Annotated in this window: 25 protein-coding genes; 24 read left to right on the top strand and 1 reads right to left on the bottom strand. The window is 37.6% G+C overall.

The genetic code is table 11. From position 1 onward, the window contains the following. Position 1 precedes the first annotated feature (1 nt). The 8 genes from HMPREF3103_RS03900 to HMPREF3103_RS03865 all read left to right on the top strand — a co-directional run bounded on the left by HMPREF3103_RS03900 (position 2) and on the right by HMPREF3103_RS03865 (position 8,616). A complete protein-coding gene (locus HMPREF3103_RS03900; RefSeq protein WP_070437342.1) occupies positions 2-1,630 on the top strand; it encodes an ABC transporter substrate-binding protein in 1,629 nt (542 codons plus the stop codon). A gap of 118 nt (positions 1,631-1,748) precedes the next feature. Continuing rightward, complete coding sequence (locus tag HMPREF3103_RS03895; protein WP_070437340.1) at positions 1,749-2,699, top strand: ABC transporter permease; 951 nt, start codon at positions 1,749-1,751, stop codon at positions 2,697-2,699. 16 nt (positions 2,700-2,715) lie between these two features. Continuing rightward, complete coding sequence (locus HMPREF3103_RS03890; protein WP_070437338.1) at positions 2,716-3,567, top strand: ABC transporter permease; 852 nt, start codon at positions 2,716-2,718, stop codon at positions 3,565-3,567. 14 nt (positions 3,568-3,581) lie between these two features. Beyond that, positions 3,582-5,564, top strand: a complete 1,983-nt coding sequence (locus HMPREF3103_RS09385; RefSeq protein WP_083278727.1) for an ABC transporter ATP-binding protein — start codon at positions 3,582-3,584, stop codon at positions 5,562-5,564. Between the two features lie 10 nt (positions 5,565-5,574). Beyond that, a complete protein-coding gene (locus HMPREF3103_RS03880; RefSeq protein ID WP_070437336.1) occupies positions 5,575-6,984 on the top strand; it encodes a hypothetical protein in 1,410 nt (469 codons plus the stop codon). Between the two features lie 4 nt (positions 6,985-6,988). Then, the gene (locus HMPREF3103_RS03875) at positions 6,989-7,477 is read left to right on the top strand and encodes a phosphatidylglycerophosphatase A family protein (RefSeq protein WP_070437334.1); all 489 of its coding nucleotides are present in this window, start codon (positions 6,989-6,991) and stop codon (positions 7,475-7,477) included. Positions 7,478-7,490: 13 nt separating this feature from the next. Further along, positions 7,491-8,186: an N-acetylmannosamine-6-phosphate 2-epimerase gene (locus tag HMPREF3103_RS03870; RefSeq protein ID WP_070437333.1), complete on the top strand. Its 696-nt coding sequence runs from the start codon at positions 7,491-7,493 to the stop codon at positions 8,184-8,186. 25 nt (positions 8,187-8,211) lie between these two features. Further along, the gene (locus HMPREF3103_RS03865; RefSeq protein ID WP_039849142.1) at positions 8,212-8,616 is read left to right on the top strand and encodes a cytidine deaminase; all 405 of its coding nucleotides are present in this window, start codon (positions 8,212-8,214) and stop codon (positions 8,614-8,616) included. Between the two features lie 35 nt (positions 8,617-8,651). On the opposite strand, the gene HMPREF3103_RS03860 is transcribed toward HMPREF3103_RS03865, so the two are convergent. After that, a complete protein-coding gene (locus tag HMPREF3103_RS03860) occupies positions 8,652-9,365 on the bottom strand; it encodes an SMI1/KNR4 family protein (RefSeq protein ID WP_070437331.1) in 714 nt (237 codons plus the stop codon). Positions 9,366-9,508: 143 nt separating this feature from the next. Here HMPREF3103_RS03860 and HMPREF3103_RS03855 point away from each other — a divergent pair, with 143 nt between their 5' ends. The 16 genes from HMPREF3103_RS03855 to HMPREF3103_RS09615 all read left to right on the top strand — a co-directional run. Beyond that, entirely contained in the window at positions 9,509-10,069 is a 561-nt protein-coding gene (locus HMPREF3103_RS03855; protein WP_070437329.1) for a LemA family protein, read from the top strand. 32 nt (positions 10,070-10,101) lie between these two features. Continuing rightward, positions 10,102-10,992 carry a zinc metalloprotease HtpX gene (gene htpX, locus HMPREF3103_RS03850; RefSeq protein WP_005607040.1) on the top strand — a complete coding sequence of 297 codons (891 nt, stop codon included), beginning with the start codon at positions 10,102-10,104 and terminating at the stop codon, positions 10,990-10,992. A gap of 80 nt (positions 10,993-11,072) precedes the next feature. Continuing rightward, positions 11,073-11,378: a hypothetical protein gene (locus tag HMPREF3103_RS03845; protein ID WP_049555896.1), complete on the top strand. Its 306-nt coding sequence runs from the start codon at positions 11,073-11,075 to the stop codon at positions 11,376-11,378. 208 nt (positions 11,379-11,586) lie between these two features. Next, entirely contained in the window at positions 11,587-12,354 is a 768-nt protein-coding gene (locus HMPREF3103_RS03840) for a hypothetical protein (protein ID WP_083278726.1), read from the top strand. A 170-nt stretch (positions 12,355-12,524) separates the two neighbouring features. Continuing rightward, entirely contained in the window at positions 12,525-13,598 is a 1,074-nt protein-coding gene (locus tag HMPREF3103_RS03835) for a D-alanine--D-alanine ligase (protein ID WP_070437325.1), read from the top strand. 11 nt (positions 13,599-13,609) lie between these two features. Further along, a complete protein-coding gene (gene murF / locus HMPREF3103_RS03830; protein ID WP_070437323.1) occupies positions 13,610-14,995 on the top strand; it encodes a UDP-N-acetylmuramoyl-tripeptide--D-alanyl-D-alanine ligase in 1,386 nt (461 codons plus the stop codon). 609 nt (positions 14,996-15,604) lie between these two features. Continuing rightward, positions 15,605-17,134 carry a degradosome RNA helicase CshA gene (locus HMPREF3103_RS03825; RefSeq protein ID WP_070437321.1) on the top strand — a complete coding sequence of 510 codons (1,530 nt, stop codon included), beginning with the start codon at positions 15,605-15,607 and terminating at the stop codon, positions 17,132-17,134. 110 nt (positions 17,135-17,244) lie between these two features. Beyond that, a complete protein-coding gene (locus tag HMPREF3103_RS03820) occupies positions 17,245-17,952 on the top strand; it encodes a CPBP family intramembrane glutamic endopeptidase (RefSeq protein ID WP_070437319.1) in 708 nt (235 codons plus the stop codon). A gap of 175 nt (positions 17,953-18,127) precedes the next feature. Beyond that, positions 18,128-18,889, top strand: coding sequence for a CPBP family intramembrane glutamic endopeptidase (locus HMPREF3103_RS03815; RefSeq protein ID WP_070437317.1), 762 nt, complete (start codon positions 18,128-18,130; stop codon positions 18,887-18,889). 188 nt (positions 18,890-19,077) lie between these two features. After that, positions 19,078-20,109 carry a lipoate--protein ligase gene (locus tag HMPREF3103_RS03810; protein ID WP_070437315.1) on the top strand — a complete coding sequence of 344 codons (1,032 nt, stop codon included), beginning with the start codon at positions 19,078-19,080 and terminating at the stop codon, positions 20,107-20,109. A 148-nt stretch (positions 20,110-20,257) separates the two neighbouring features. Further along, positions 20,258-20,914, top strand: a complete 657-nt coding sequence (locus HMPREF3103_RS03805; RefSeq protein WP_070437313.1) for a DUF443 domain-containing protein — start codon at positions 20,258-20,260, stop codon at positions 20,912-20,914. A gap of 35 nt (positions 20,915-20,949) precedes the next feature. Further along, a complete protein-coding gene (locus HMPREF3103_RS03800) occupies positions 20,950-21,609 on the top strand; it encodes a DUF443 domain-containing protein (protein ID WP_070437311.1) in 660 nt (219 codons plus the stop codon). 2 nt (positions 21,610-21,611) lie between these two features. Continuing rightward, the gene (locus HMPREF3103_RS03795; RefSeq protein WP_246826954.1) at positions 21,612-21,998 is read left to right on the top strand and encodes a hypothetical protein; all 387 of its coding nucleotides are present in this window, start codon (positions 21,612-21,614) and stop codon (positions 21,996-21,998) included. 8 nt (positions 21,999-22,006) lie between these two features. Continuing rightward, positions 22,007-22,432 carry a hypothetical protein gene (locus HMPREF3103_RS03790; RefSeq protein ID WP_070437309.1) on the top strand — a complete coding sequence of 142 codons (426 nt, stop codon included), beginning with the start codon at positions 22,007-22,009 and terminating at the stop codon, positions 22,430-22,432. 25 nt (positions 22,433-22,457) lie between these two features. Next, the gene (locus HMPREF3103_RS03785; RefSeq protein WP_083278725.1) at positions 22,458-22,883 is read left to right on the top strand and encodes a hypothetical protein; all 426 of its coding nucleotides are present in this window, start codon (positions 22,458-22,460) and stop codon (positions 22,881-22,883) included. A gap of 22 nt (positions 22,884-22,905) precedes the next feature. Next, positions 22,906-23,186, top strand: a 281-nt coding sequence (locus HMPREF3103_RS09615; protein WP_246826953.1) for a hypothetical protein, incomplete at its 3' end; no start/stop codon positions are given.

Here is a 23,186-nt window from a genome sequence, read left to right as displayed (position 1 = left end):
AATGAAAAAGTTTGTTAAAGGACTTTTAGCAACAGCAGCAGTAGTAGCGGGGTTAGCAGCTTGTAGCCCAGCAGGACAACAATCAAGTGGTGGCGGTAGCTCAGAACCTGCTAAAGAAAAAGTTTTCTACTTATCAGGAAACTTAACAGGAACTGGTGACCGTGTCCCTTACGTTTGGCAAGATGGCGATGGACTAGTCCCATACATGCTTTTCCGTACACTATTAATGGCTGATTCAAAATATGAATCAACAACTCCGGACTTAGCAAAAGAATGGAAAAAATCAGATGATGGTAAAACTTATGAATTCACATTAAAAGACGATGTTAAATGGTCAGATGGACAAGCGTTAACAGCAGCTGACGTTGAGTTCAGTGTGAAATTAGCTTTAAAAGCTTCGGTTATCAACGGAATCTTCCCAGCGGCATTCTTAAAAGTTGAAGGGGCCAAAGATTTTAAAGAAGACAAAGCGGATAAAATATCAGGAATTACTGTAGAAGGAAACAAGGTTACTTTCAAATTAACAGCTCCAGTGGGGAACTTTGAACAAATCATGGCTCAATTCTACATCTTACCAAAACATAAATTAGAATCTGAAAATCCTCTTGAATTAAACAACAGCAAATTCTGGAATTCTCCAGTAACAAGCGGTATGTATAAAGTGAAAGAAGTTAGTGCAGGTAACTTTATTGAGTACGATCGTAATGAAAACTACGAAAAAGCAAAACCAAAATTTGACAAAGTAGTTTACAACTACATCTCAGATCCAGTATTAGCTTTACAAGATGGAAAATCATATTTCTTCACAACAAACAAACCTCAAGAAATTAGCCAATTAGATACTGTAAGTTCATTAACGAAGAAACCAATTGATATTTTATTCTATCGTTACTTCATCGTGAACTTAGCAGGTATTGATGGAAAAGGAAATTCAGCTTTAGCAAATCCTAAAGTCAGAGAAGCAATCCTTTACGCAATCAACCGTGAAGAATTATCTAAATCAATCTTCCCTGAAATTTCAGAAGTGAACAACACAGGGGTTCCTACAGCGTTAGACGCGTATTTGAAGACAGCAAACAAATATGAATATAACCCAGAAAAAGCAAAACAACTTCTTAAAGAAGCCAACTATGATGCAAGCAAACCTTTAGTATTAACATACTACTATAAAGACCAAGCTTCACAAGATTTTATGCAAGCTGTAAGTTATCAATTAGACCAAGTTGGAATTAAGAACGAAGTCACTCAAATCACTTCAGATGCAACGACTGGATTATTCAAGACTCGTAAATATGACCTTGGGTATAAAGGTTTATCATCATTTGGTTATGAAAGCTGGTATGGGGAATATGCTTCAACAAATACTAACTTTAACAACATTACAAATGGGGACACAAGCTTTGATGAGTTAACGAAGAAATTAACAGAAGCATCAGATGTTAAAGAAAGAAATGCAATCCTTGCAGACCTACAAAAATTAGAACAAGAAAAATTATTGAAGTTACCTCTATTTACATTTAAAAACTTCTTGTACTTAAATACTGAAAAAGTTTCTATTCCAGATGATGTTCAATTTGGTAACCCATTCTATAAATTCGATTACAAGTTCGAAACATGGGATGCGAAATAAGAGTATCAATAGTTAAATGGTTAATCAGTAATTAAGTTGGATGATCTTTCGGGAGTGAGGAGATACTAGCGAAGAGAACTGGTGTCTCTCACTCCTATTATTTAAGGAGAAGATGAATATGAAGAAATATATTTTAAAGAAAATATTATTCATGATTCCTATGTTATTGATTATTAGCTTTCTAGTATTTATTGCACTTGATTTGACTCCAGCGGATCCATTAACTTATATGGTTTCTCCGGATATGTCGAGCAGTGCTGATCAAATCGAAAAGTTAAGACAGCAACTAGGCTTGAATGACCCAGTGTTAGTACGTTACGGTAGATGGTTGTGGCAAATTCTGCACGGAGATTTTGGTTACAGTATCGTAAACGGAAATCCAATTTCAAAAATTGTTGGACAAGCATTACCAGCAACTTTTGAATTAGCGTTCGTTTCATTAATTATTTCTACAATTGTCGGTATTTTAATTGGGGTAATCTCAGCGGTTAAACAAAATGGGATTATCGATAATATTGCTCGTTTCTTAGCCGTTATCGGGACAGCGATTCCTCAATTTTTCTTTGGTATTTTAATTTTAAATTTCTTCGCTATTCAATTGAAAATTTTACCAATTGGTGGTCGTTTCAGTAGTGGAGACTTCACTTTCATTAGTCGAATTCAACATTTGATTCTACCTGTAACAGCGATGTCTATCGGGTTGGTAGCAGCTTTGATGAGATATACACGTAACTCTATGTTAGATGTATTTAATGCCGATTATGTAAAAACGGCTCGTGCAAAAGGGGTTCCAGAATGGAAAGTGTATTTCAAACATATTTTTAGAAATGCGATGCGACCAATCTTAGTCCTATTGATATTCCGTTTACCATTATTAATCGGTGGTTCTGTTATTATTGAAAGCGTATTCTCTTGGCCAGGGATTGGAACAATCATTATTTCCAGCGTAACAGCAGGAGACTATCCAGTCATCATGGTGACAACGTTAATGATTTCAGTTGTGGTCCTATTTGCCAGCCTATTAGTAGATATTATGGCTGCAATACTTGATCCACGTATTCGTTACTAGAAAGGAGGACAAAGTTATGAAACCTATGCCATTATGGAAAAGAAATTTAAAGAAATTCTATAAGAATAAATTGGCCTTCATCGGCTTTATCTTCTTTACAGTAATTCTATTAGCATGTATTTTTGCACCATTATTAACTTCCTATGCTCCAGAAGCAGTGGATTTAAGTGCAATGAACCGTCCGCCTTCAGCACAGCATATTTTTGGAACGGACAAATTAGGACGTGACGTCTTCTCTCGTATATTGTATGGTGGACGCGTTTCGATTCAGGTAGGGATGACAGGAGCAGTTTTCGGAGCTTTAATTGGTACAATTTTAGGAGGAATCGCAGGATACTTCGGTGGGAAAATTGATGCTGTATTAGTACGTATCTCTGAGTTGTTCTCTACATTCCCAGATATGATTGTTATCTTACTACTTTCTAGTATTTTTGGACAAGGGGTATTCAACCTAATCTTTGTATTCTCTGTTATGGGGTGGATGACTACTTTCCGTATGGTACGTAATGAGTTCATGTCATTAAAACAAGAAACTTATGTAGATGTATGTAGAGCGTTCGGCTTCTCTGATTCTCGAATTATCTTCAACAACATTTTACGAAATGCTATTTCTCCAGTAACCGTCTCTTTATCGTTAAACGTAGCGGGATTCATTCTTAGTGAAGCTGGACTAAGCTTCTTAGGAGTAGGGGTACCGTCAGATATTCCTACATGGGGAAATATTATTAATGCAGCTAAAACTGCAGATGTTATCAAAAACAGCTGGTGGCTATGGTTAGTTCCAGGGGCAGTGATTACCATTTTTGTACTTTCTATCAACTTTATTGGGGATGGATTACGAGACATCATGGATCCAAAACAACAATAGGAGGTTGACAACTAATGAATCAGACAGTTTTAGACGTTAAAAATTTAAAAACTGAATTCATCAATGATAAAAAGGCATTTCCAATCATTAAAGATGTGAACTTCAAATTAGAACGAGGAAAAGTTCTGGGAATTGTTGGTGAATCAGGATGTGGTAAGAGTGTAACTGTAAATACAGTTTTAAATCTATTGCCAAAAAATGGACGAATTGCAGAAGGAGAGATTACTTATTTCGATGAAGATAAGCCAATCGAACTTCAAAAATTAAAACAATACGGAAAAGAATTCCGTAAATTACGTGGTGAAAAAATTTCGATGATTTTCCAAGATCCAATGTCTGCATTAAACCCAGTGTACACTATTGGAAATCAAATTACGGAAGTACTGTTCGAACACTATGATATTTCAAAAGAAGAAGCTAATAAACGTGCGATTGAAATGTTGGAAAAACTAGGAATCCACAATGCAAAAGAACGTATGAATGACTATCCACACCAATTCAGCGGAGGGCAACGTCAACGAATCGTTATCGCCATTGCGATGGTATGTAATCCAGATATTCTGATTGCAGATGAGCCAACAACAGCGTTAGATGTGACGATTCAAGCGCAAATCTTAGACTTGCTGGATGAGTTACGGAAAGAACATGGAACTTCGATTATTTTAATCACACACGACTTGGGCGTTATTGCTCAAATCGCTGATGAAGTAGCGGTAATGTATGCAGGGGAAATCGTCGAAGTGGGTACGGTCGCTCAAATTTTTGATGAACCAAAACATCCGTATACACGTTCATTATTAAAATCGATTCCAAATCCAGAAAACATGGATAAAAAATTACACGTGATTCAAGGAAGTGTGCCTTCTATTTCTGAAATTTCAGAAAAAGGATGCCGCTTTGCAAATCGTATTCCATGGCTACCAGAAGGAAGCTGTGAAGTAGATCCGCAATTACACGATTTAGGGAATGGACATTTTGTAAGATGTACTTGTTACAAACATTTCTTCTTTGAAGAAAAAGAAGAGGAAATTTTAGCTCAGAAGAATGTCGGTGATGTTGTTTTAGAAGTTAAAAACATCAAGAAATATTATTATCCTAAGAAACAATGGTTTAAACCACTAGGAGAACCGTTAAAAGCCTTAGATGATGTTTCTCTTGAGTTGAAGAAAGGAACAACGATTGGGATTGTTGGGGAATCTGGTAGTGGTAAGAGTACTATTGCAAAATCATTAATGAAACTTCATGAAATTACAGATGGAGAAATCAATATTGATTTAAACGGACGTATCCAAAACATTTATGATATCAATCGTAAAGAAGATTTAGATTTTCGTAAGAAAGTTCAAATGGTATTCCAAGATCCGTATGCTTCCCTAAACCCAACGAAGAAAATTTATGACTCATTTGATGAGCCAATGATTGTTCATCATATCGGGAATAAAGAAGAACGCTTCGAGCGGATGAAAGAAGCCTTGAAGATGGTAAACGTTCCTGTAGAATACTTGGATCGTTATCCTCATGAATTCTCTGGGGGTCAACGTCAACGTCTCTGTATCGCTCGAGCTCTATGTATGAAGCCAGAAGTGTTAATCTTAGATGAGCCAGTTTCAGCCTTAGACTTATCTGTACAAGCGCAAGTATTGAACTATCTCGTTGAAATTCAAAACAAAGAAGATTTAACGTATGTATTTATTTCACATGACCTAGGTGTTGTGAAATATATGTGTGACTACTTATACGTTATCCATAAAGGACGTATCGTTGAAGCAGGAACACGTGAAGATATTTATGACAACCCAATGCATATTTATACGAAGAAACTTCTTGCAGCGATTCCGGAAGTAGACTATCAGTTCAAAGAAGTATTAGCTGCTAAACGTAAGGAAAATGAAGTTGAGTTCAAGGAACAATATCATGAGTTCTACGACGAAAATGGTCGCGCATATGATCTCAAACAAGTGTCTCCAACGCATTTTGTAGCGCTAAAACCAGAATAGGATGATTAATATGAAACTTAATAAAAAAATCTATTTCTTTGATAAAGGAATTTTTAATCCTTATCGTATGAGCAATGTAGAGTTAAAGGTAAATCAAGCCGTGAAGGAGAATAAAATCTTCTTCACGGAAGAAGAGCCTTGGGAAATTCGTTTCGATAATAGTTATCCAAACATCTTCTATGATGATTTAGCAGGAGTATTTCGTTGTTATTATTCAACGTTTACGGATGATGTAGAATCAGAAAAATACTCTTTAGAAGAACGTAAAACGCGCCAATATCGTCCTGAGACAAGTCGTATTGTTTCTCTTTGTTATGCCGAAAGTAAAGACGGGGAAAATTGGGTGAAGCCAAATCTAGGTTTGACGGATTTTCGTGGTTCTAAGGATAACAACATTATTGGACACTTTTTACATGGAACATCGGTGTTCCTAGATAAGCATGAAAGTGATGAATCACGTCGTTATAAAATGTTCACAAAAATCGACTATGGTAACGGGGTTCATTTTATTGCTGTAGCTTTCTCTAAAGATGGCATTCACTTTGATGAATACATTAAGGTATCTAATTTTAATCCACGTGCGGATACACATAATCACATTATCTACGATGAAACTTTAAATCGTTATGTGTTAATTACACGTACTTGGAGAGATTCACTACGCCTGCCGTGTGTTTCAACGAGTGAGGATTTTATCAATTGGACTCCAATTCAAGAAATTATGAATGTATGCGATTATGATAACCAAATTTATTCAATGCCAATTTTCAAACGGGGAGATTATGTATTAGGTCTTGCTTCTGTTTTCCATGAAGGAGATCAGTTGGATGTGAACTATGATACTGTTGATCTACAACTAACGTATAGTTACCGACATGCGGGATGGCATTACTTAAATACAAATACTCCATTAATTCCTCGTGGTGAAGGGAAATATGGAAACGGTGCGTTTGATTGTGGTTGTATTTATTCATCAGCTCCAGTAACCATTGGAGATCGCACATACTTCTATTACATGGGAGGAAATGGACAACATACGAACTTCCGTGAAACAAGCCTTTCTCGTGCGTATGTGGAAAAAGATCACTTTGCATATTGGGATGTCAAACGTCCAGAATATCCAGGTGTCTTATATACAAACGGCTTCATCTTCTTAAATGATCAAGTATACTTGGATGCTGAAATTGCTGAAGATGGATTTGTAAGCATTGAATTATTTGAAAATAACCACACTCCAATGGCTGTTACTGCCAAACTTCAAAAAGTAGAAGAGGATCGTTACAAAGTAGTCTTTAGCGAACCATTACCACGTTCTCAAACAAGATTAAAGATTAGCTTCCAAAATGCAAAAGTGTATGCTATCGAAGGTGATTTAGATGTATCTAGAATCGAAGCAGATAATACTTTATTGAGGAGTTAAGAGGATGAAATACGATTTATATGACTATTGTATTGAACTGCTGAAAGAACGTGGTGTCACTATTCAAGATATGGCGGATTTAGTGTTGTTTTCTCAAAAGAAATATTATCCGGAATTAACGAATGAGGATGCTTCCTACGCCATTCAACGAGTGCTTAAAAAACGTGAAGTTCAAAATGTGATTATGACAGGAATCGAACTAGATAAATTGGCAGAAGAGAAAAAATTATCTGCGCCCTTCCAAAAGATAATGGAAAAAGATAATCCATTATACGGAATTGACGAAGTGATTGTATTTTCGATTTTGAATTTATATGGATCGATTGGTTTTACAAATTATGGATATTTAGATAAACTAAAACCGATGATTTTAGAAAAATTAAATGAAAACCATGAAGGTGTCTGTAATGTTTTCTTAGATGATATCGTCGGTGCAATTGCTGCCGCAGCATGTAGCAAGATTGCTCACAATCATGCTAGCGACGAGATTTAGAGGAGAGAAGACTATGAGTAAGAATGTTTTAGATATCTTAAAGGGAAATTTGATTGTTTCTTGCCAAGCATTAGAGCACGAACCGCTTTATAATCCAGATTTTTCGTTAATGCCCTATATGGCAAAAGCAGCATTACAAGCTGGTGCTAAAGGGATTCGAGCAAATAGTGCAAGAGATGTAAAAGCCATCAAAGATTTATTTCCAGAAGTGCCTTTAATCGGTCTTGTAAAAAGAGACTATGAAGGTGGCGAACAGTATATTACCGTAACGATGAGAGAAGTAGACGAATTAGTAGAAGCAGGGGCGGATATTGTAGCCTTGGATGCTACATTACGTCCACGTTTTGATGGCATAACGATTAATGACTTTATCCATCAAATCAAGGAAAAATATCCTCATCTTTTATTAATGGCAGATATTTCAACATTCGAGGAAGGTGTGAATGCTGAAAAAGCTGGCGTTGATCTTGTTGGAACAACGATGAATGGATATACTCCGTATACAGAGTCAACAGATAAAAGCCCTAACTTTGAATTGGTTCGTCTTCTCAGTGAAACCTTAACGATTCCTGTTGTAGCAGAAGGACGTATTCATGAACCTTCTCAAGCAAAACGAATGTTTGAAGAAGGAGCCTATACGGTTGTTGTTGGGGGAGCGATTACTCGTCCGCTGGAAATAGCAACACGCTTTGTTCAAGCGATTCAGTAAATCAAATTAAAAAGGAGTTCAACGAATGACAATTGATAAAGTAGCTCTTATGGAGCAAGCAAAAGAAGTGTTAAAAAATGCCTACTGTCCTTATTCCAAATTTCCTGTAGGTGCGGCTGTTTTATACAAGGATGGACGTGTGATTACAGGAGCGAATGTGGAGAATGTATCGTTTGGTGTGACAAACTGTGCCGAACGTAGTGCTATTTTTTATGGAGCTTCGCAAGGCTATCGCCAAGGAGATATTGCAGCTATTGCAGTTGCAGGAAAGACAGAAGGCTTCCTACCTCCTTGTAATATTTGCCGTCAAGTCATGGTTGAATTCTGTGGACCAGAAACTCCAGTATTTCTATTGAATGGAAAAGGAGATATCCTTGAATTAAAATTAGAGGAGTTAGTTCCTTACTCATTTACAACATTGAATATGTAATCAAAAAGGCTTTAGAACATTGTTCTAAAGCCTTTTTATGATTCTGGTTGGCTGTATTGACAACAGATTTGATATTCTGGATACGAAGAAAATTGTAAGGAGAGATACGATTGAACAAACTGAAATCTCTCCAGAGCAATGTTTCGCTCATTTTCATTTTTAGAATGTTCCAAGAGGTATGCTATCCAACGAAGAAATAGCCGGGGAGCGGTATCTTGCAGAATTTCTAGTAGCTCTTCTTGATGGGGAATATTTCTTTGTCCCATGTGTTGGTTTAAAGTATGAATAGAGATCCAATCTTTTGAATCATAAGAAATCTCTTCGGTAGTTTCGTGTAATTGCTCTAGAAAAGAAGAAAAGTTCTCTGCTAAGGTGAGCCACTGATCCATTTCCGTATCCACCAAACGAATACTTGGTTCTGAATGGGGGCCTTTTTGGACATCAAAGCAATAATATACAGGACCATCTTGGAAGAAAACAATCAAATACTCAGGCAGAGAAGTTTGTTCATTTTGCCATTCTTCGCAAAGAATACTAGGGAACAAATCACCCGAAGTAAAGCCACAAATTCCATTACACAAAGCATAATCAATCCCAAATCGAGTAGGCTCGCTTGTATAAATTTTAGTGTTTTTGAAGTATCCTGCTCCATTTTTGCGAATAAAATCGATATATGCTTTAGGAATAGGCAAAGGATACTTTTCAGGGATATCTTGTTGGATGGGGGATAAAAAGTGATTTTGAATCATAAATCTCCTTCAGGCTGTTCATTTTCACTAAAGAAGGATGTACACAGCCTTGTAATCTGATATAATATACTTATCTTCTATTTTACACGTATTTTTGAAAATATGGTATAATAGGGGTACTTAAATTAAAGGAGCGTGACAATATGTCAGTACTATATACTATATTAGGAATTGTCGTTGTGCTAGTTATTTGGGGCGTTTTCGCTTACAACAGTCTTGTACAACAAAAAAACTGGGTGAAGGAAGCTTGGGCACAAATCGATGTTCAGTTGCAACGTCGTAATGACTTAATTCCAAACCTTGTTGAAACGGTTAAAGGATATGCAAAACACGAACAAGAAACATTATCTCAAGTAATTGCGATGAGAAACCAAATCGCTGGGATGGGAAATGACGTTTCACCACAAGAAAAAATGGATGCATCTAACCAATTATCAGGTGCTTTAAAAACTGTTTTTGCTTTGGCTGAAAGCTATCCAGATTTAAAAGCCAACACTAATTTCTTAAACTTACAAGAAGAATTGACAAATACAGAAAACAAAATTTCTTATTCTCGTCAATTGTACAATTCAAGTGTTGCGAAATACAATATTTCTGTTGAATCTATTCCAACAAACATTGTTGCTGGATTCGGTGGATTTACAAAAGAAGAATTGTTAGAAACTCCAGTAGAAGCTCGTAAAGTTCCTGAAGTTAAATTCTAATCAATAGTTAATCTGAAGGAAGGAGTACTGATATGTTACATCAGCAAATTGCTTCTAATAAAAGAAGAACAATTGTTGTGATTGCTTTATATATGGTGCTCTTCATCGCGGTAGGAATCGGTATTGGGTATTTCACATTAAATAATGCAACAGCTGGAGTAATCCTTGCTGTAGTGATTGGTGGAATTTATTCATTGATGATGATTTCGAATGCGACAAATGTAGTGATGCAGTTAAATCATGCCCGAGAAATCACGGATAAGAATCAAGCGCCAATGTTATGGAATATTGTGACAGATATGTCGATGGTTGCTCAAGTTCCAATGCCTCGAGTGTTTATTATTCAAGATGAATCTCCGAATGCTTTTGCAACAGGAAGCTCGCCTCAAACCGCTGCGGTAGCAGTGACAACAGGGTTACTTGAACGATTAAATCGTGAGGAATTGGAAGGTGTTATTGCTCATGAATTTGGGCATATTCGCAACTATGATGTTCGTTTACAAACCATCGCTATTGCGCTTGGAGCAGTCATCGCATTACTGGTTCAATTCGGTAGTCGAATGATGTTCTGGGGTGGCGGAAGAAGAAGTAGTGATAATGATGATGAAGACGGAGCCAATGCAATTTTTATGGTAATTGGTCTAGTCGCAATGATTCTTGGACCATTTATGTCGACGATTTTACAACTCGCATTATCCAGAAACCGTGAATATTTAGCGGATGCAACAGCAGTCGAATTTACAAGAAATCCTTATGGGCTTATTTCTGCCCTAAGAAAGATTTCTGAAGCGCCGCCAATGACGGAAGCGAATAAACAAAGTGCAACATTATACATTTCGAATCCGTTTGGAGAAAGTGGAGATTCTCTTTTTGCAACCCACCCTTCAACGGAAAACCGTATTAAACGTTTAGAAAAAATGTAGAAAATTAGACTGGGGGCTTCCTCAGTCTTTTTGTTTTCAGAAAGTGGAACTTTTTAGCGATAAGGAAAGAGGTTAGGTTGATGTCATTCATTAGAAAAAATGTACTACTGGAAGAAGGAACGTTCTTTTATTATCTACATGAAGAAAGCCTCTTTCACGAAGAATCTTATAAGGAATTATGTAGGTATATTGAAGGGTTGGAATCTATTTCATTAGAGGATTTTAAAGACCTTGTATTTCTTCATCACCAAGTGATTCGTCATTTAGTCTATCATTTTGATCCTGTGGATATTGTTGAATTAAAGAACTTTCCAACAGATTATTGGGAAGTGATTGAAAGAATAGACATTGCGGTGAAAAGAATCACTCAGAAAGTCAAATGCTAAGAATGGACACTCTTATAGAAGGGAGAAAGAGAGTTGAAGAAATCACTTCAACTCTTTTTGTGTGTAAAGGCTAGAAAATCTAGTATAGAATGTTGCTAAATTGTTACAAAAGAAAACGGTTCAATTGTAAAATGTAATCTAATTTATATGTTTTATAGTTTGAAAATCATTTATAATGGAGATTATAAAACTTAGGAGGTGGGAGTCTGTGGCAAAACAATTGTATATCCATTATGATAGCGTATCGAACCATGTGTTGGCTAAATCGATCGCGTTCCATTTGTCTGCCTTACCACAGTCTGAAATCCCTCAAAATATCCTCCTTTTGAATGGGAAATCTAGTCTTGCCACTCATGATGCTTATACTGGATTTATGTGGATTAAAGGACGCAAAAATGTGTTGGAATATCTTCAAGGTGTAGCAGAAGGAAAAGAAGCTCCATCAAACTGGGTTGATTTTGACTCTATTGAATTCGTTCATCAACTCACGCCGCAAGAGATTGCTGATTTGCTCTATATCTCTCATGCGAAAACACATTTACACTCGCCGTTTTTCTATAAATTACAAAATAATTTTATTTACCTATGTTTGGATAATGAATATTCTAAAGTGTATTATCGAAAAATCGAACAGTTTTTACCGCTCTTATCAAGACAAGTACAAATTGAGATGACGGATATTTTAAATCAATCACCGAAGTTTTTCTTCTTTGGTTCTGAAAAAGAAGCTGAAGCGATTTCGATTGAAGCTTTAAAAGAAATGATGCCTCTTTACCGCGAAGGAATCAGTTTGGCATTTGATCAAGTGAATAAGCAAGAGGATGTTTATGAAATACCGATTTTCTTGACGGAAGATCGTTACCATTACGCAAATAAAGCAGTGACACAAAACGTGCGCATTGGACAATTAACGTATAACGAAACGTATCAAAATTGGAAAATTTCAGCAAAATTACCAATGACGGATGCCATTTAAAACACTTTTCAAAGAGAATCTTTGGAAGGTGTTTTTTGTTGATTTTGTCTGAACTTGTAAGGCTTCCGCCGTTTTGTTATACTGTAACGTGCAAGGTTATTATCTAAAATAACAGACATGGACCACATAGATTGGTCGTTCGCTGGAAGCGAATAGTTTGGAGGATTCATATGAAAGTTGTTGTCATTTATGGCGGGAAAAGTGCCGAACATGATATTTCAATCTTAACGGCAGGATCAATTATTAAAGAGATTTATTTTGAATATTACGATGTACAACCCGTGTATATTACAAAAGAAGGAACTTGGTTAAAAGGGGAAGCATTAAAAGCTCCGGTTGCTTTTGATCAAGCGCTTCGTTTAACAGAAGGACCCAAAGCTCGTTTTGCAACAGTTGAAGGGGAAGTATCTACAGGAGTTCGCATTCAACCAAGTGATATTGCAGGACCGGATACAGTCGTTTTTCCAATTTTACATGGACCAAACGGAGAAGACGGGACCATTCAAGGCCTCTTTGAAATTCTAGATCTACCTTATGTAGGATGTGGCGTTTTAGCAAGTGCCAATGGAATGGATAAAATTGCTAGTAAGCATCTCTTCCAACAAGCAGGAATTCCACAAGTGCCATTTGTTCCTTTTGTAAAGGCAGATTTCAAAAAATCTCCTGAAGCGATTTACAATCGTATTGAAGGGACACTGCGTTACCCAGTGTTTGTGAAGCCTGCTAATATGGGCTCAAGTGTAGGGATTTCAAAAGCAACAAATCGTGAAGAATTAACCACTGCGATTGAGGAAGCTCTCAAATACGACCGTCGAATTGTTGTAGAACAAGGAATCGATGCCCGCGAAGTTGAAGTGGCGGTTCTTGGAAACGATGAAGTGAATACTTCAGTTGTTGGAGAAGTTGTCAAACAAGCAGGATTCTACGATTACAACGAAAAATACATCAACAATACAACAACACTTCAAATTCCAGCAGCAATTCCTGAGGAAGTTTCCGCAAAAATTCGTGAGTATGCCGAAACAGCTTTCCGTGCGATTGATGGTAGTGGATTAACCCGTTGTGATTTCTTCCTTACTGAAACACAAGAAGTTTTCATTAATGAAGTGAACACAATGCCTGGATTCACACAATTTAGTATGTATCCGAAATTATGGGAAGCAATGGGGATTTCTTATAAAGATTTAGTGGAAGAATTGATTCGTTTAGCCCTTAAACGCTATAACGATCGTCACGCAGAGTAAGGAGAAGAACGATGAGTATTGGAACAGTTGCCGAAATTACGAAAGCAGTTGGCGCGATTGATTATCAATCGGCACATCGATTCGAAACGATTGAGTCAGTAGCCTTTGATACACGAAAATTAGGACCAAACAGTCTTTTCGTGCCACTTCAAGGTCAAACGGACGGACATGATTATATAGAACAAGCGATTCAAGCAGGCGCAACAGCAGTGTTATGGGGAAGAAAAGATCTTACACCACCAGAAGGCATTTGCGCAATCTGGGTAGATGATCCACTTGAAGCGTTTCAAAAATTAGCGAAATGGTACTTAGAAAAAGTATCTCCTCGTGTCGTTGGAATTACAGGAAGTTCTGGGAAGACAACGACAAAAGATATGACAGCAGCCGCTCTTAGCTCACGCTACCGTGTCTATAAAACACAAGGAAACTTCAATAACGATATCGGCTTACCGCAAACGATTTTAGATATGCCGGAATCAACCGAAGCACTTGTCTTAGAGATGGGAATGAGTGAATTCCACGAAATCGAGTTTCTATCAAAATTAGCACGTCCAGAAGTCGTTGCGATTACGCTCATCGGTGAATCGCATATGGAACAATTGGGAAGTAAGGAAGGCATTGCTATAGCCAAACTTGAAATCCTTTCTGGACTACAGGAAAACGGAACTTTTATTTATCCAGCACATGAAGACTTAATTACAGCAGGCATTGCACAAGCTGAAAAACCAGCAAACTTCAACATCGTTACAGTCGGCGAAGGAAGCAAGGAACTCTCAGCACGTAACATCGAACTGTATTCAGACCACACCGCGTTTGAATTAGTGACACCAACTGAAACAGTGGCGGTAACTTTACCAGTCCTTGGAGCGTACAACGTTTCAAACGCGCTTTTAGCGATTGAAATTGCACGCACATTAGACGTTCCACTTTCAGATATCGTGTCAGCCTTAGCGAACTTCGAATTGACGAAGAACCGTACACAATGGGTGAAAGGCCAAAACGGAGTAGCCATCTTGAATGATGCTTACAACGCCAGCCCAATCGCGATGAAATCCGTCATCAAATCATTCGTTTCAGTGGACGCAACAGGACGTCGCGTTCTCGTTCTTGGAGACATCCGCGAGCTCGGTGAACATTCAAAAGAATTGCACGCCAGCATCTCAGAAGTCATTTCTCCAAACGAAGTTGCTCTTGTGTACTTGTACGGTGAAGAAATGGAAGCACTCTATGATGCGTTGAAAGGCCAGTTTGAAATAGCAGCTCTTCACCATTACATGGACAAAGAAGCCTTGATTGCTGACTTGAAAGCCGAACTTAAAGAAGGCGACCAAGTCCTTATTAAATCAAGCAACGGCACAGGCTTACTCTCCGTTGTCGATGCCTTAAAAGCAGAATAACAAATATAAAGGAAAGCGAGAGACGCACAACGTCCCTCGCTTTTTTGTCCCCTCATGGAGAACGATCCATTATAAAGTGTCCCCATTTCTCAACCGCACCCCGAGAAGCAAACCTCCCACCTCCTCCCGCTTTTTATTTTGAAACTGCTATTCCAAGTTAATTGACGCTGATTCCGAAGAATCTAGCGGATTTTATAATGGTAGTAATGGGGAATAGCATTCAAAGTGAATTACGTACTCTTGAAAATTTATTTTCTAGAGTACGTTTGAATCTTGAAAGAGCTTGAGACCGTGGCTCAAGCCGGTGCCCCATTACAGCCATTATAAAAAAATCCGCAAGGATTTGAAGGAATCAGCACTCAGTCAAAAACTTGTTATAAAAGCATTTTCAAAGAATAAAAAGCAGGAGTCGGCGGTCTGTATTCTTTGCATTCTCGCTGGAAGCGTGCTATACTATTCGCTGAGTTGAGAAATGTACACACATTTATAATAGATAGTTTGAAATTTAAACGATTGTAGAAGTCTGGTGCTCTTACGAAAAGCTCCAGACTTTTGTTATGAAGGGAAATCCCTCGTGTGCTTCTCACCGAAGTATCCAAGGAGGAAAATATGAAATTTAATGAATTAGGATTGGATTCTGCCTTACTAGAATCTATCGAAAAAATGGGGTTTGAGGAAGCAACTCCCATTCAAGCACAAACCATTCCAAAAGCGCTAGCAGGTTTAGATGTAATTGGACAAGCGCAAACAGGGACTGGTAAAACAGCTTCATTTGGTTTGCCAATGCTTCAAAAAATCGACCCAAGTAAAAAAGGCGTACAAGGACTTGTTATCGCACCAACTCGTGAACTTGCGATTCAAACACAAGAAGAATTGTTCCGTCTCGGACGCGACAAAAAAGTTCGTGTACAAGCCGTTTACGGTGGAGCAGACATTAACCGTCAAATCCGCCAATTAAAAGAAAATCCACAAATCGTTGTGGGAACTCCAGGTCGTTTATTAGACCACATTTCACGCCGTACATTAAAACTTGCGACAGTGGAAACACTTGTCTTAGACGAAGCGGATGAAATGTTAAACATGGGATTCTTGGAAGATATCGAATCGATTATCAAACAAGTTCCAGAAAACCGCCAAACGCTTTTATTTTCTGCAACAATGCCAGATGATATTAAACGTATCGGTGTTCAATTTATGAAAGATCCAGAACATGTTCGTATCAAATCAAATGAGATGACTGCGACATTAATCGATCAATATTTCGTAAAATGTAAAGACTACGAGAAATTCGACATTATGACACGTTTATTAGACGTTCAAACGCCTGAATTAACCATCGTATTCGGACGTACAAAACGTCGCGTAGACGAATTAGCACGTGGACTTGAAATGCGTGGCTACCGTGCAGAAGGAATCCACGGGGACTTAAGCCAACAAAAACGTATGAGCGTTCTTCGTGACTTCAAGAACAACCATTTAGACATCTTAGTCGCTACAGACGTGGCGGCACGTGGACTAGATATCTCTGGCGTTACACACGTCTATAACTACGATATCCCACAAGACCCAGAAAGCTATGTACACCGTATCGGACGTACAGGTCGTGCGGGTCAAGAAGGAATGTCTGTAACATTCGTGACACCAAACGAAATGGACTACTTACGCGTGATTGAAGAATTAACGCGTAAACGTATGACAAGCCTTCGTCCACCAACGCAAACAGAAGCCTTGGAAGGACAAACAAAAACAGCCATCGAGTCTATCGACGAAATGATGAAGACTGTGGAACCAAGACGTTTCAAAGAAGCGGTATCTTACTTATTAGACGAGTACGAACCAGAAGAATTGGCAGCTCTATTACTGAAGAGCATGATTAAAGACCCAACTGAAATTCCAGTTAAAATCACGCCAGAACGTCCATTGCCAAGCCGCAAACGTGGCAACAGCCGTGGGAACTACAACCGTAGCGACCGTAAAGACAATCGCGGACGTAACGGAAAAGGAAGCTTCAAGCGTAAAGAAGACCGTCGTGGCCGTGGCTTAGAAGACGAATATACACGCGGATATAAAGGGAAAGATTCTCGCCGCCGTAACAACAAAAAGAAATCTGACAAAGGATTTACAATCCGTCAGAAATAATCAATGAGAGCAGACTAGTACAACGCTAGTCTGCTTTTTTTAGAATCTCAAATTGACAGTGTCTGCTATAAAACGGTAATATAAGGAAAAAACATGTGAGGTAGAAGTAAATGGGTGCTCGAATGAAAAAACCGCTTTGGGTTCTATTCTTTTTTGTAATGAAGATTGCCATAAATGAAGGAATTGAATTTGTGTTCAAAATGAATTTGTGGAATCTAGGTCGTCAAGCGGATATGTGGGAGTTAATTGTGACGATTATTTGCGTTGGCATTTTGGTATTTTGTATGTACAAAGTACACACAAAATTATTTAAGCCAACAGTAAAAAGAAAGATTCAACTGATGGATTTAATTTTTGTTTTTGTAACGTATATTGCTCTCAGATTTTCAAGCTATTTGATTTATAATTTGTGGAGTTCATGGGCATACGGGACAGGACGATCAAAACTAGTTGATTTTTTCTTTACAGCAAATCTAACACTAACAACAGACAAATTTATTTTTGCTTTAGATGCACTAGAATTAGTGTTTATTGCACCTTTTGTAGAAGAATTTGTTTTTAGAGGATTTCTGAATAATTTGCTTCGAGGAAAAGTAAATACTTTTATTAGAATGTCCATCGTATCAATTCTATTTGCAGCTCTTCATTTTACGTATATCCACAATTGGATACAGTTTATATATTATCTTATTATCTCTATTGTTCTTTTTCTTGTGTATGAACGAAGAAGAAGTTTGTTCGACGCAATCTTATTACATAGCCTTAGTAATGGGCTTCTTGTTATCTTGTTCATCGAAATACCGAGACGCTTCTTTTAGAAGATTAGTTAGTGACTTCTGTAAGGGAGTCACTTTTTTTGTAGAATTTTTTTGATTTTAGGTTCATTTTAGTTTTAAGGAGTATTCTCTTATTAAGGAAGACGCTAAAAGAAAGAAGCGATTTTCTTTAAATAGAACAGTGTTTTGATACAATAAGGAAAAGAGGGAACCAATCATGACTGTTTTAACTAAAATCAGACCAAAAGAACCATTAAAAACCTTAAAGTGGGTTGACATCTTTATCGTGACGATTATCATGTTCGGGGAGTTTATCATCCGATCCACACAACAATTTCTACAGAGTTTACAACCAGTAACAGAAGTGGTCCAACCGTATACCGAGACGACAACGTCCTATAGCGACGGGGTAGCGTATTCAAGTAACTTTACCTTACAGGTGATTTTACTAGCGATTGCACTCTTGTACTTAGTCATCCGTCATTACGACTTCAAGCAGTTGAAGATTCGTTTTCACTGGTCCGTACTCATCTGGGTACCGTTATTATTCACGATTGTCGGACTCTTCGGCGACGTTGTAACAACGCTGAGCGGCGAATACAACTACTTCGATCCAGCGCTCGTCCCGTTCATGAACCCACAGGAAATCATCAATAAGTTCTTAGCGTTATCTCCAATGGCCATCGCTTATGGGCTATTAAATGGATTCTACGAAGAGTTCTTCTTCCTTGGATTAATGACATCGGTGAAGGAAGAACATCAGTGGAAGGCCTTAGCATTCTCAACACTAGTTCGTTTTTCATTCCACACTTATCAAGGCATGCTTTGGGCACTCATTATCGGTGTAGTGTACGGATTGTTCTACTACTTCATGTACAAGAAAGTGGTCAAAAACTTATTACCCTTCTTCCTTATGCACGCATTGGCAGACATGTTTGGTTCAACCTTCATCTACTTGCTCATCGCGTGGGCATACTAACATTATACAAAGCGCATCCTGGACAGGGTGCGTTTTTTCTTGTTGAAAAGCTGCAATTACCATATATGGTAATTGCGTGTTGGAGTGGAGTAAAAACAGTGTGAAATCAAGCTTCTTTCTTATGTGTGAGGAGGACGGTTATGGTATGATTACGCTAGAACTATCAGTTAAAGCGAGGGGATTTTTAGATGTTTTATGTAAAAAATCAACGAAATGGGAAAGAAATCTACGATGCAACGACAAACTTAGCCATCGAATATTTCTTATTAAACGAAAAGAAACTGGATGAACCAATTTTGTTATTTTATATTAACGAAAATGCGATTATCATCGGGAAAAACCAAAATACCATCGAAGAAATCAATCAAGATGGTGTTGATAAACTTGGTGTACAAGTCGTTCGTCGTTTCTCAGGTGGTGGAGCTGTGTATCACGATATGGGAAATATTTGTTTCTGCTTCATTACAGAAGATGACGGCGATAGCTTCCGTGATTTCGGAAAATTCACAGAACCTGTGATTGAAGCCCTCCATAAAATGGGGGCAACAGGAGCAGAGTTACAAGGACGTAACGACCTTCTGATTGACGGTAAGAAATTCTCTGGAAATGCGATGTACTCAAACAATGGCCGTTTAACAGCGCACGGAACATTAATGCTGGATCTAGATGTGAGCATTTTGCCACAAATTTTACGTCCAAAACAAGAGAAAATCGCGTCAAAAGGAATCAAGTCAGTTCGTTCACGCGTGACCAATATCAAACCTTACTTAGCGCCTGAATATCAAGACTTAGATATCTTACAATTCCGCGAAGTGCTCTTGAAAAACATCTTCAATGTGGAAGATACGTCTACGATTAAAGAGTATGTTCTAACGGATGAAGACTGGGTGCGTGTAGAAGAATTACGCAGCAAGTACTTCAATAATCCTGATTGGAACTACGGAAAGAATCCAAAATTCGAATTCAAACAATCTAAACGTACCCCAGCCGGACAAATCGAGTTCAGTTTGAACGTTGAAAAGAATGCCATCAAAGACATTAAGATTAACGGAGACTTCTTCGGTCTTGGAGAAATCAGTGATGTAGAAAAAGCGCTAGTAGGCGTTGGATACAACCGCGAAGACTTAACAACAGCCTTCGAAGCCATCGACATCCGTCGTTACTTCGGGAATGTTACAGTGGATATCCTAGTGAACCTATTACTAGGGGTAGAAGAATAAAATATTAATTGGCTACAGCGGCCGAAGAAGTGGAACCTAGCAGTAATGCTGGGTTCTTTTTTTAGGAAAAAAATAGTCAATGAAACCCTTACAGTATATAATGAAATAATAATGACTTTTATTTAATTTTTTCGGGAGGAAATGAAATTTGAACGAGCTAGACATCAGATGGACGAAGTTTACTTTTTATAAATTTGTTACAGATTCAAATGGAAAAACCTATGTGATGGATACCCGTACGATATCGAACAAATTATTAGAATTTGGAAACCTTTCATCTTCTGTAAGTGTGGATATGATTGAAATCGATCCAAACAATACAGCATTTGAGCAAAAAGCCACAATGACAAAAGAGTTTGTAGGCCTTACGGGTGCGGTGCAAGTGTTTAGTACACTCACTTTTCGAATGATTACCGACTTTTTTGCAACGAATCCTTTGTATCAGCAACTTTTTATGAAGTTTTTCCTGTTTGCTTGTTCGCTGTTCATTTCTTTTCTTCTTGCAAAGTTTTACTTCTATGTTTATGACAAGCAAGCGAAAGAGAACCTTCCGGAACAATCAAAAAGATATAGAGCTACATTTAAAGTGCATTCGCAAAGAAGATTTTCAGGATATCTTTTTGTAGCTATTATTGGCGCTTTATTCTTGGTATTTTTAAACGTGAATGATGGAACAGAAGGAGCGCTTCTAGTGATGAATTCGTTGCTTTCACTAGTGTTCTTTATTGTTTGTCTAGGGATGTGTCCTGTAGATTTGTATTACAGCAAACAAGTCTTTATTTTAGAAAGTATAAAAGAGATTTAGTAACGCTATCGCTAATCTGGTCAGGAGGTGATTGAATGGTACAGTTGAAGTTTTCAAATTCGAATATCGGATGTTATCAGATTGTTGAAGCATCGAATAAAAAAAGATATGTGGTTGATTCTAGTTCGATAAACTCTAAAGGAACAGTGTGGGGATTTTTGCCTGAAACCATTACTGTTACTGGCTATGAAATCGATAAAAATAATGTTCAATTTGATGTGAGACAAAAACCTTTATATAGACCAACGACAAGTCTGGTCATTGCGATGCAACCAATCTCTGCTGGATTATATTTCCTTTTGAAAAATACGTTTATTGCTCTGGAAGTTAGTCAACAATGGTTGCTAAAGTTGTCACTGTATCTATTCACGATGATTTTTGCATCTATTTTTGTAAAAATCTCTTTATCACTTTCGCATAAAAAGGCGATGAGAAGATTAGGGTCAAATCTTTCAAAATGCACGTTTGTTTTTAAACCAAAATCAAAAAGAGATTATACCGGATATATATGTTTTGGAATGAATGCTATTTTATTCTTAATATTTCTATATTTAAATGATGGAGCAGAAGTAATTATTTTAATTCTAAATGGAATCATCGCATTGCTAAGTTTCATGCTAACAACAGGTGCAATTCCTGTAGGATATTATGTTAATTCAGGGATGATTGAATTAGTTGAAATCAGAGAGGGATAACAATGAAGAAAGTTAAAAAACTAGGAATCATGCTACTCGGGCTTTGTTTCTTGGTGGGGTGTTTCTTTAAACCGCAAATCACGAAGGAACAACAAAACAATGTGGTTACGTGGATTGCTAGAGGGTATGAAGTTAAAGAAGTGGAGTTTATCAGTTTTACCAAGAACAATAGTACGGGAAGCTATATATTGAAAGTAAAGATTAATAATGATGACTCGATGGTATCCAATTTATCAATTTTTCATTATGAATACTTGAATAGTCAAGATGGGATTATCGCCCTCAGTCCTCGGGAGGATTTTAAAAGTATCAAAAAGAAAAAGTCTTTGGCTCCTAATGAGAAAGTGTCAATAGAAGGTATCAAGATTAAGTATCTCGGTGAAAAGTAGGAATTCGTATGAAAAAGAAAACAGCAATGATCGGCAGCGCCCTCCTGTTACTGACGGTGGGTGGAGTGACAGCAATCAACGTGATCAATCCGAGTTGGAGAGAAAACACCAGTTTTGCGACAACAAGAGACAAGCAATTAGCGTGGCTGAAAGAGCATGAAAAACAAATCGTAGCGTGGGTCAAAAGTCATTATCCACAAGTGAATAGTATTCAATTTGACTGGAATTCGGTAAAGGTAAGAGCAGTAAGTAATGGTGTGATGAATGTTGGGTATAATTTATCTGTAAAAGGTACTGTAAATGAAATTCCTGAAACGTTGATTTTAGTGGATTTCTTAATGGAGAAAAAAGAGGATGTACCTATTATGTCTCAAATCGGAATGAACCATTCACCGAGAATAAAAAAGGACGGAGTATTATACAAATACGAGTGATATCTAAAAAGATTGGAGTTTAGGTATGAAAAAGAAAATAGCAATTACAGCTAGCGCCCTCCTATTACTGACAGTCGGTGGAGTGACAGCGCTCAACATAATCAGTCCAAGTTGGCGAGAGAATACTATCTTTGCGACGGCAAGAGACAAGCAATTGGCATGGCTGAAAGAACACGAAAAACAAATCGTGGCGTGGATTCACTCGAAATATCCGAAGGTAGAAACAGTGCAGTTTGACTGGAAAACTCTTGAAGTTGGCCCCGTGAGCAATGGTGTAATGAATGTTGGATATAATTTGTCCGTCGAGGGGAAGTTTAATGATATTCCGGAAACAGTAATCTGGGTAGATTTCCTACTGGATAAATCGGACAGCATTCCTAACTTATCCAGAATAAGAATGAATCATCCACCTAGAATTCATAAGGGTAACTTGTTGGATATTTATGAGTAAATGCTAGAAATGTGGGGATGTTATGAAAAGGAAATTTGTAATAATCGGTAGTACGCTCGTAGTATTAGCTCTAGGTGGAGTGACGGCTTTGAATGTCACGAATCCGGACTGGAAAGCAAACACTATTTTTGCATCGACAAGAGACAAGCAATTAGCATGGCTGAAAGAGCATGAAAAAGAAATCGTGTCGTGGATTCAATCTAGGCATCCCAAAATTACCACTGTGAACTTCGATTGGAACACGTATCGAGTAGGAGCTATTAGCAATGGTGTTCAAATAGTTGGGTATAATTTATCCGTAAA

Origin of the sequence: Granulicatella sp. HMSC30F09 (genome assembly GCF_001806915.1) — a bacterium.
GTDB lineage: Bacteria > Bacillota > Bacilli > Lactobacillales > Aerococcaceae > Granulicatella > Granulicatella adiacens.
The sequence above is the reverse complement of the archived record's forward strand: the minus strand, read 5'-3'. Positions and strand labels throughout refer to the sequence as shown.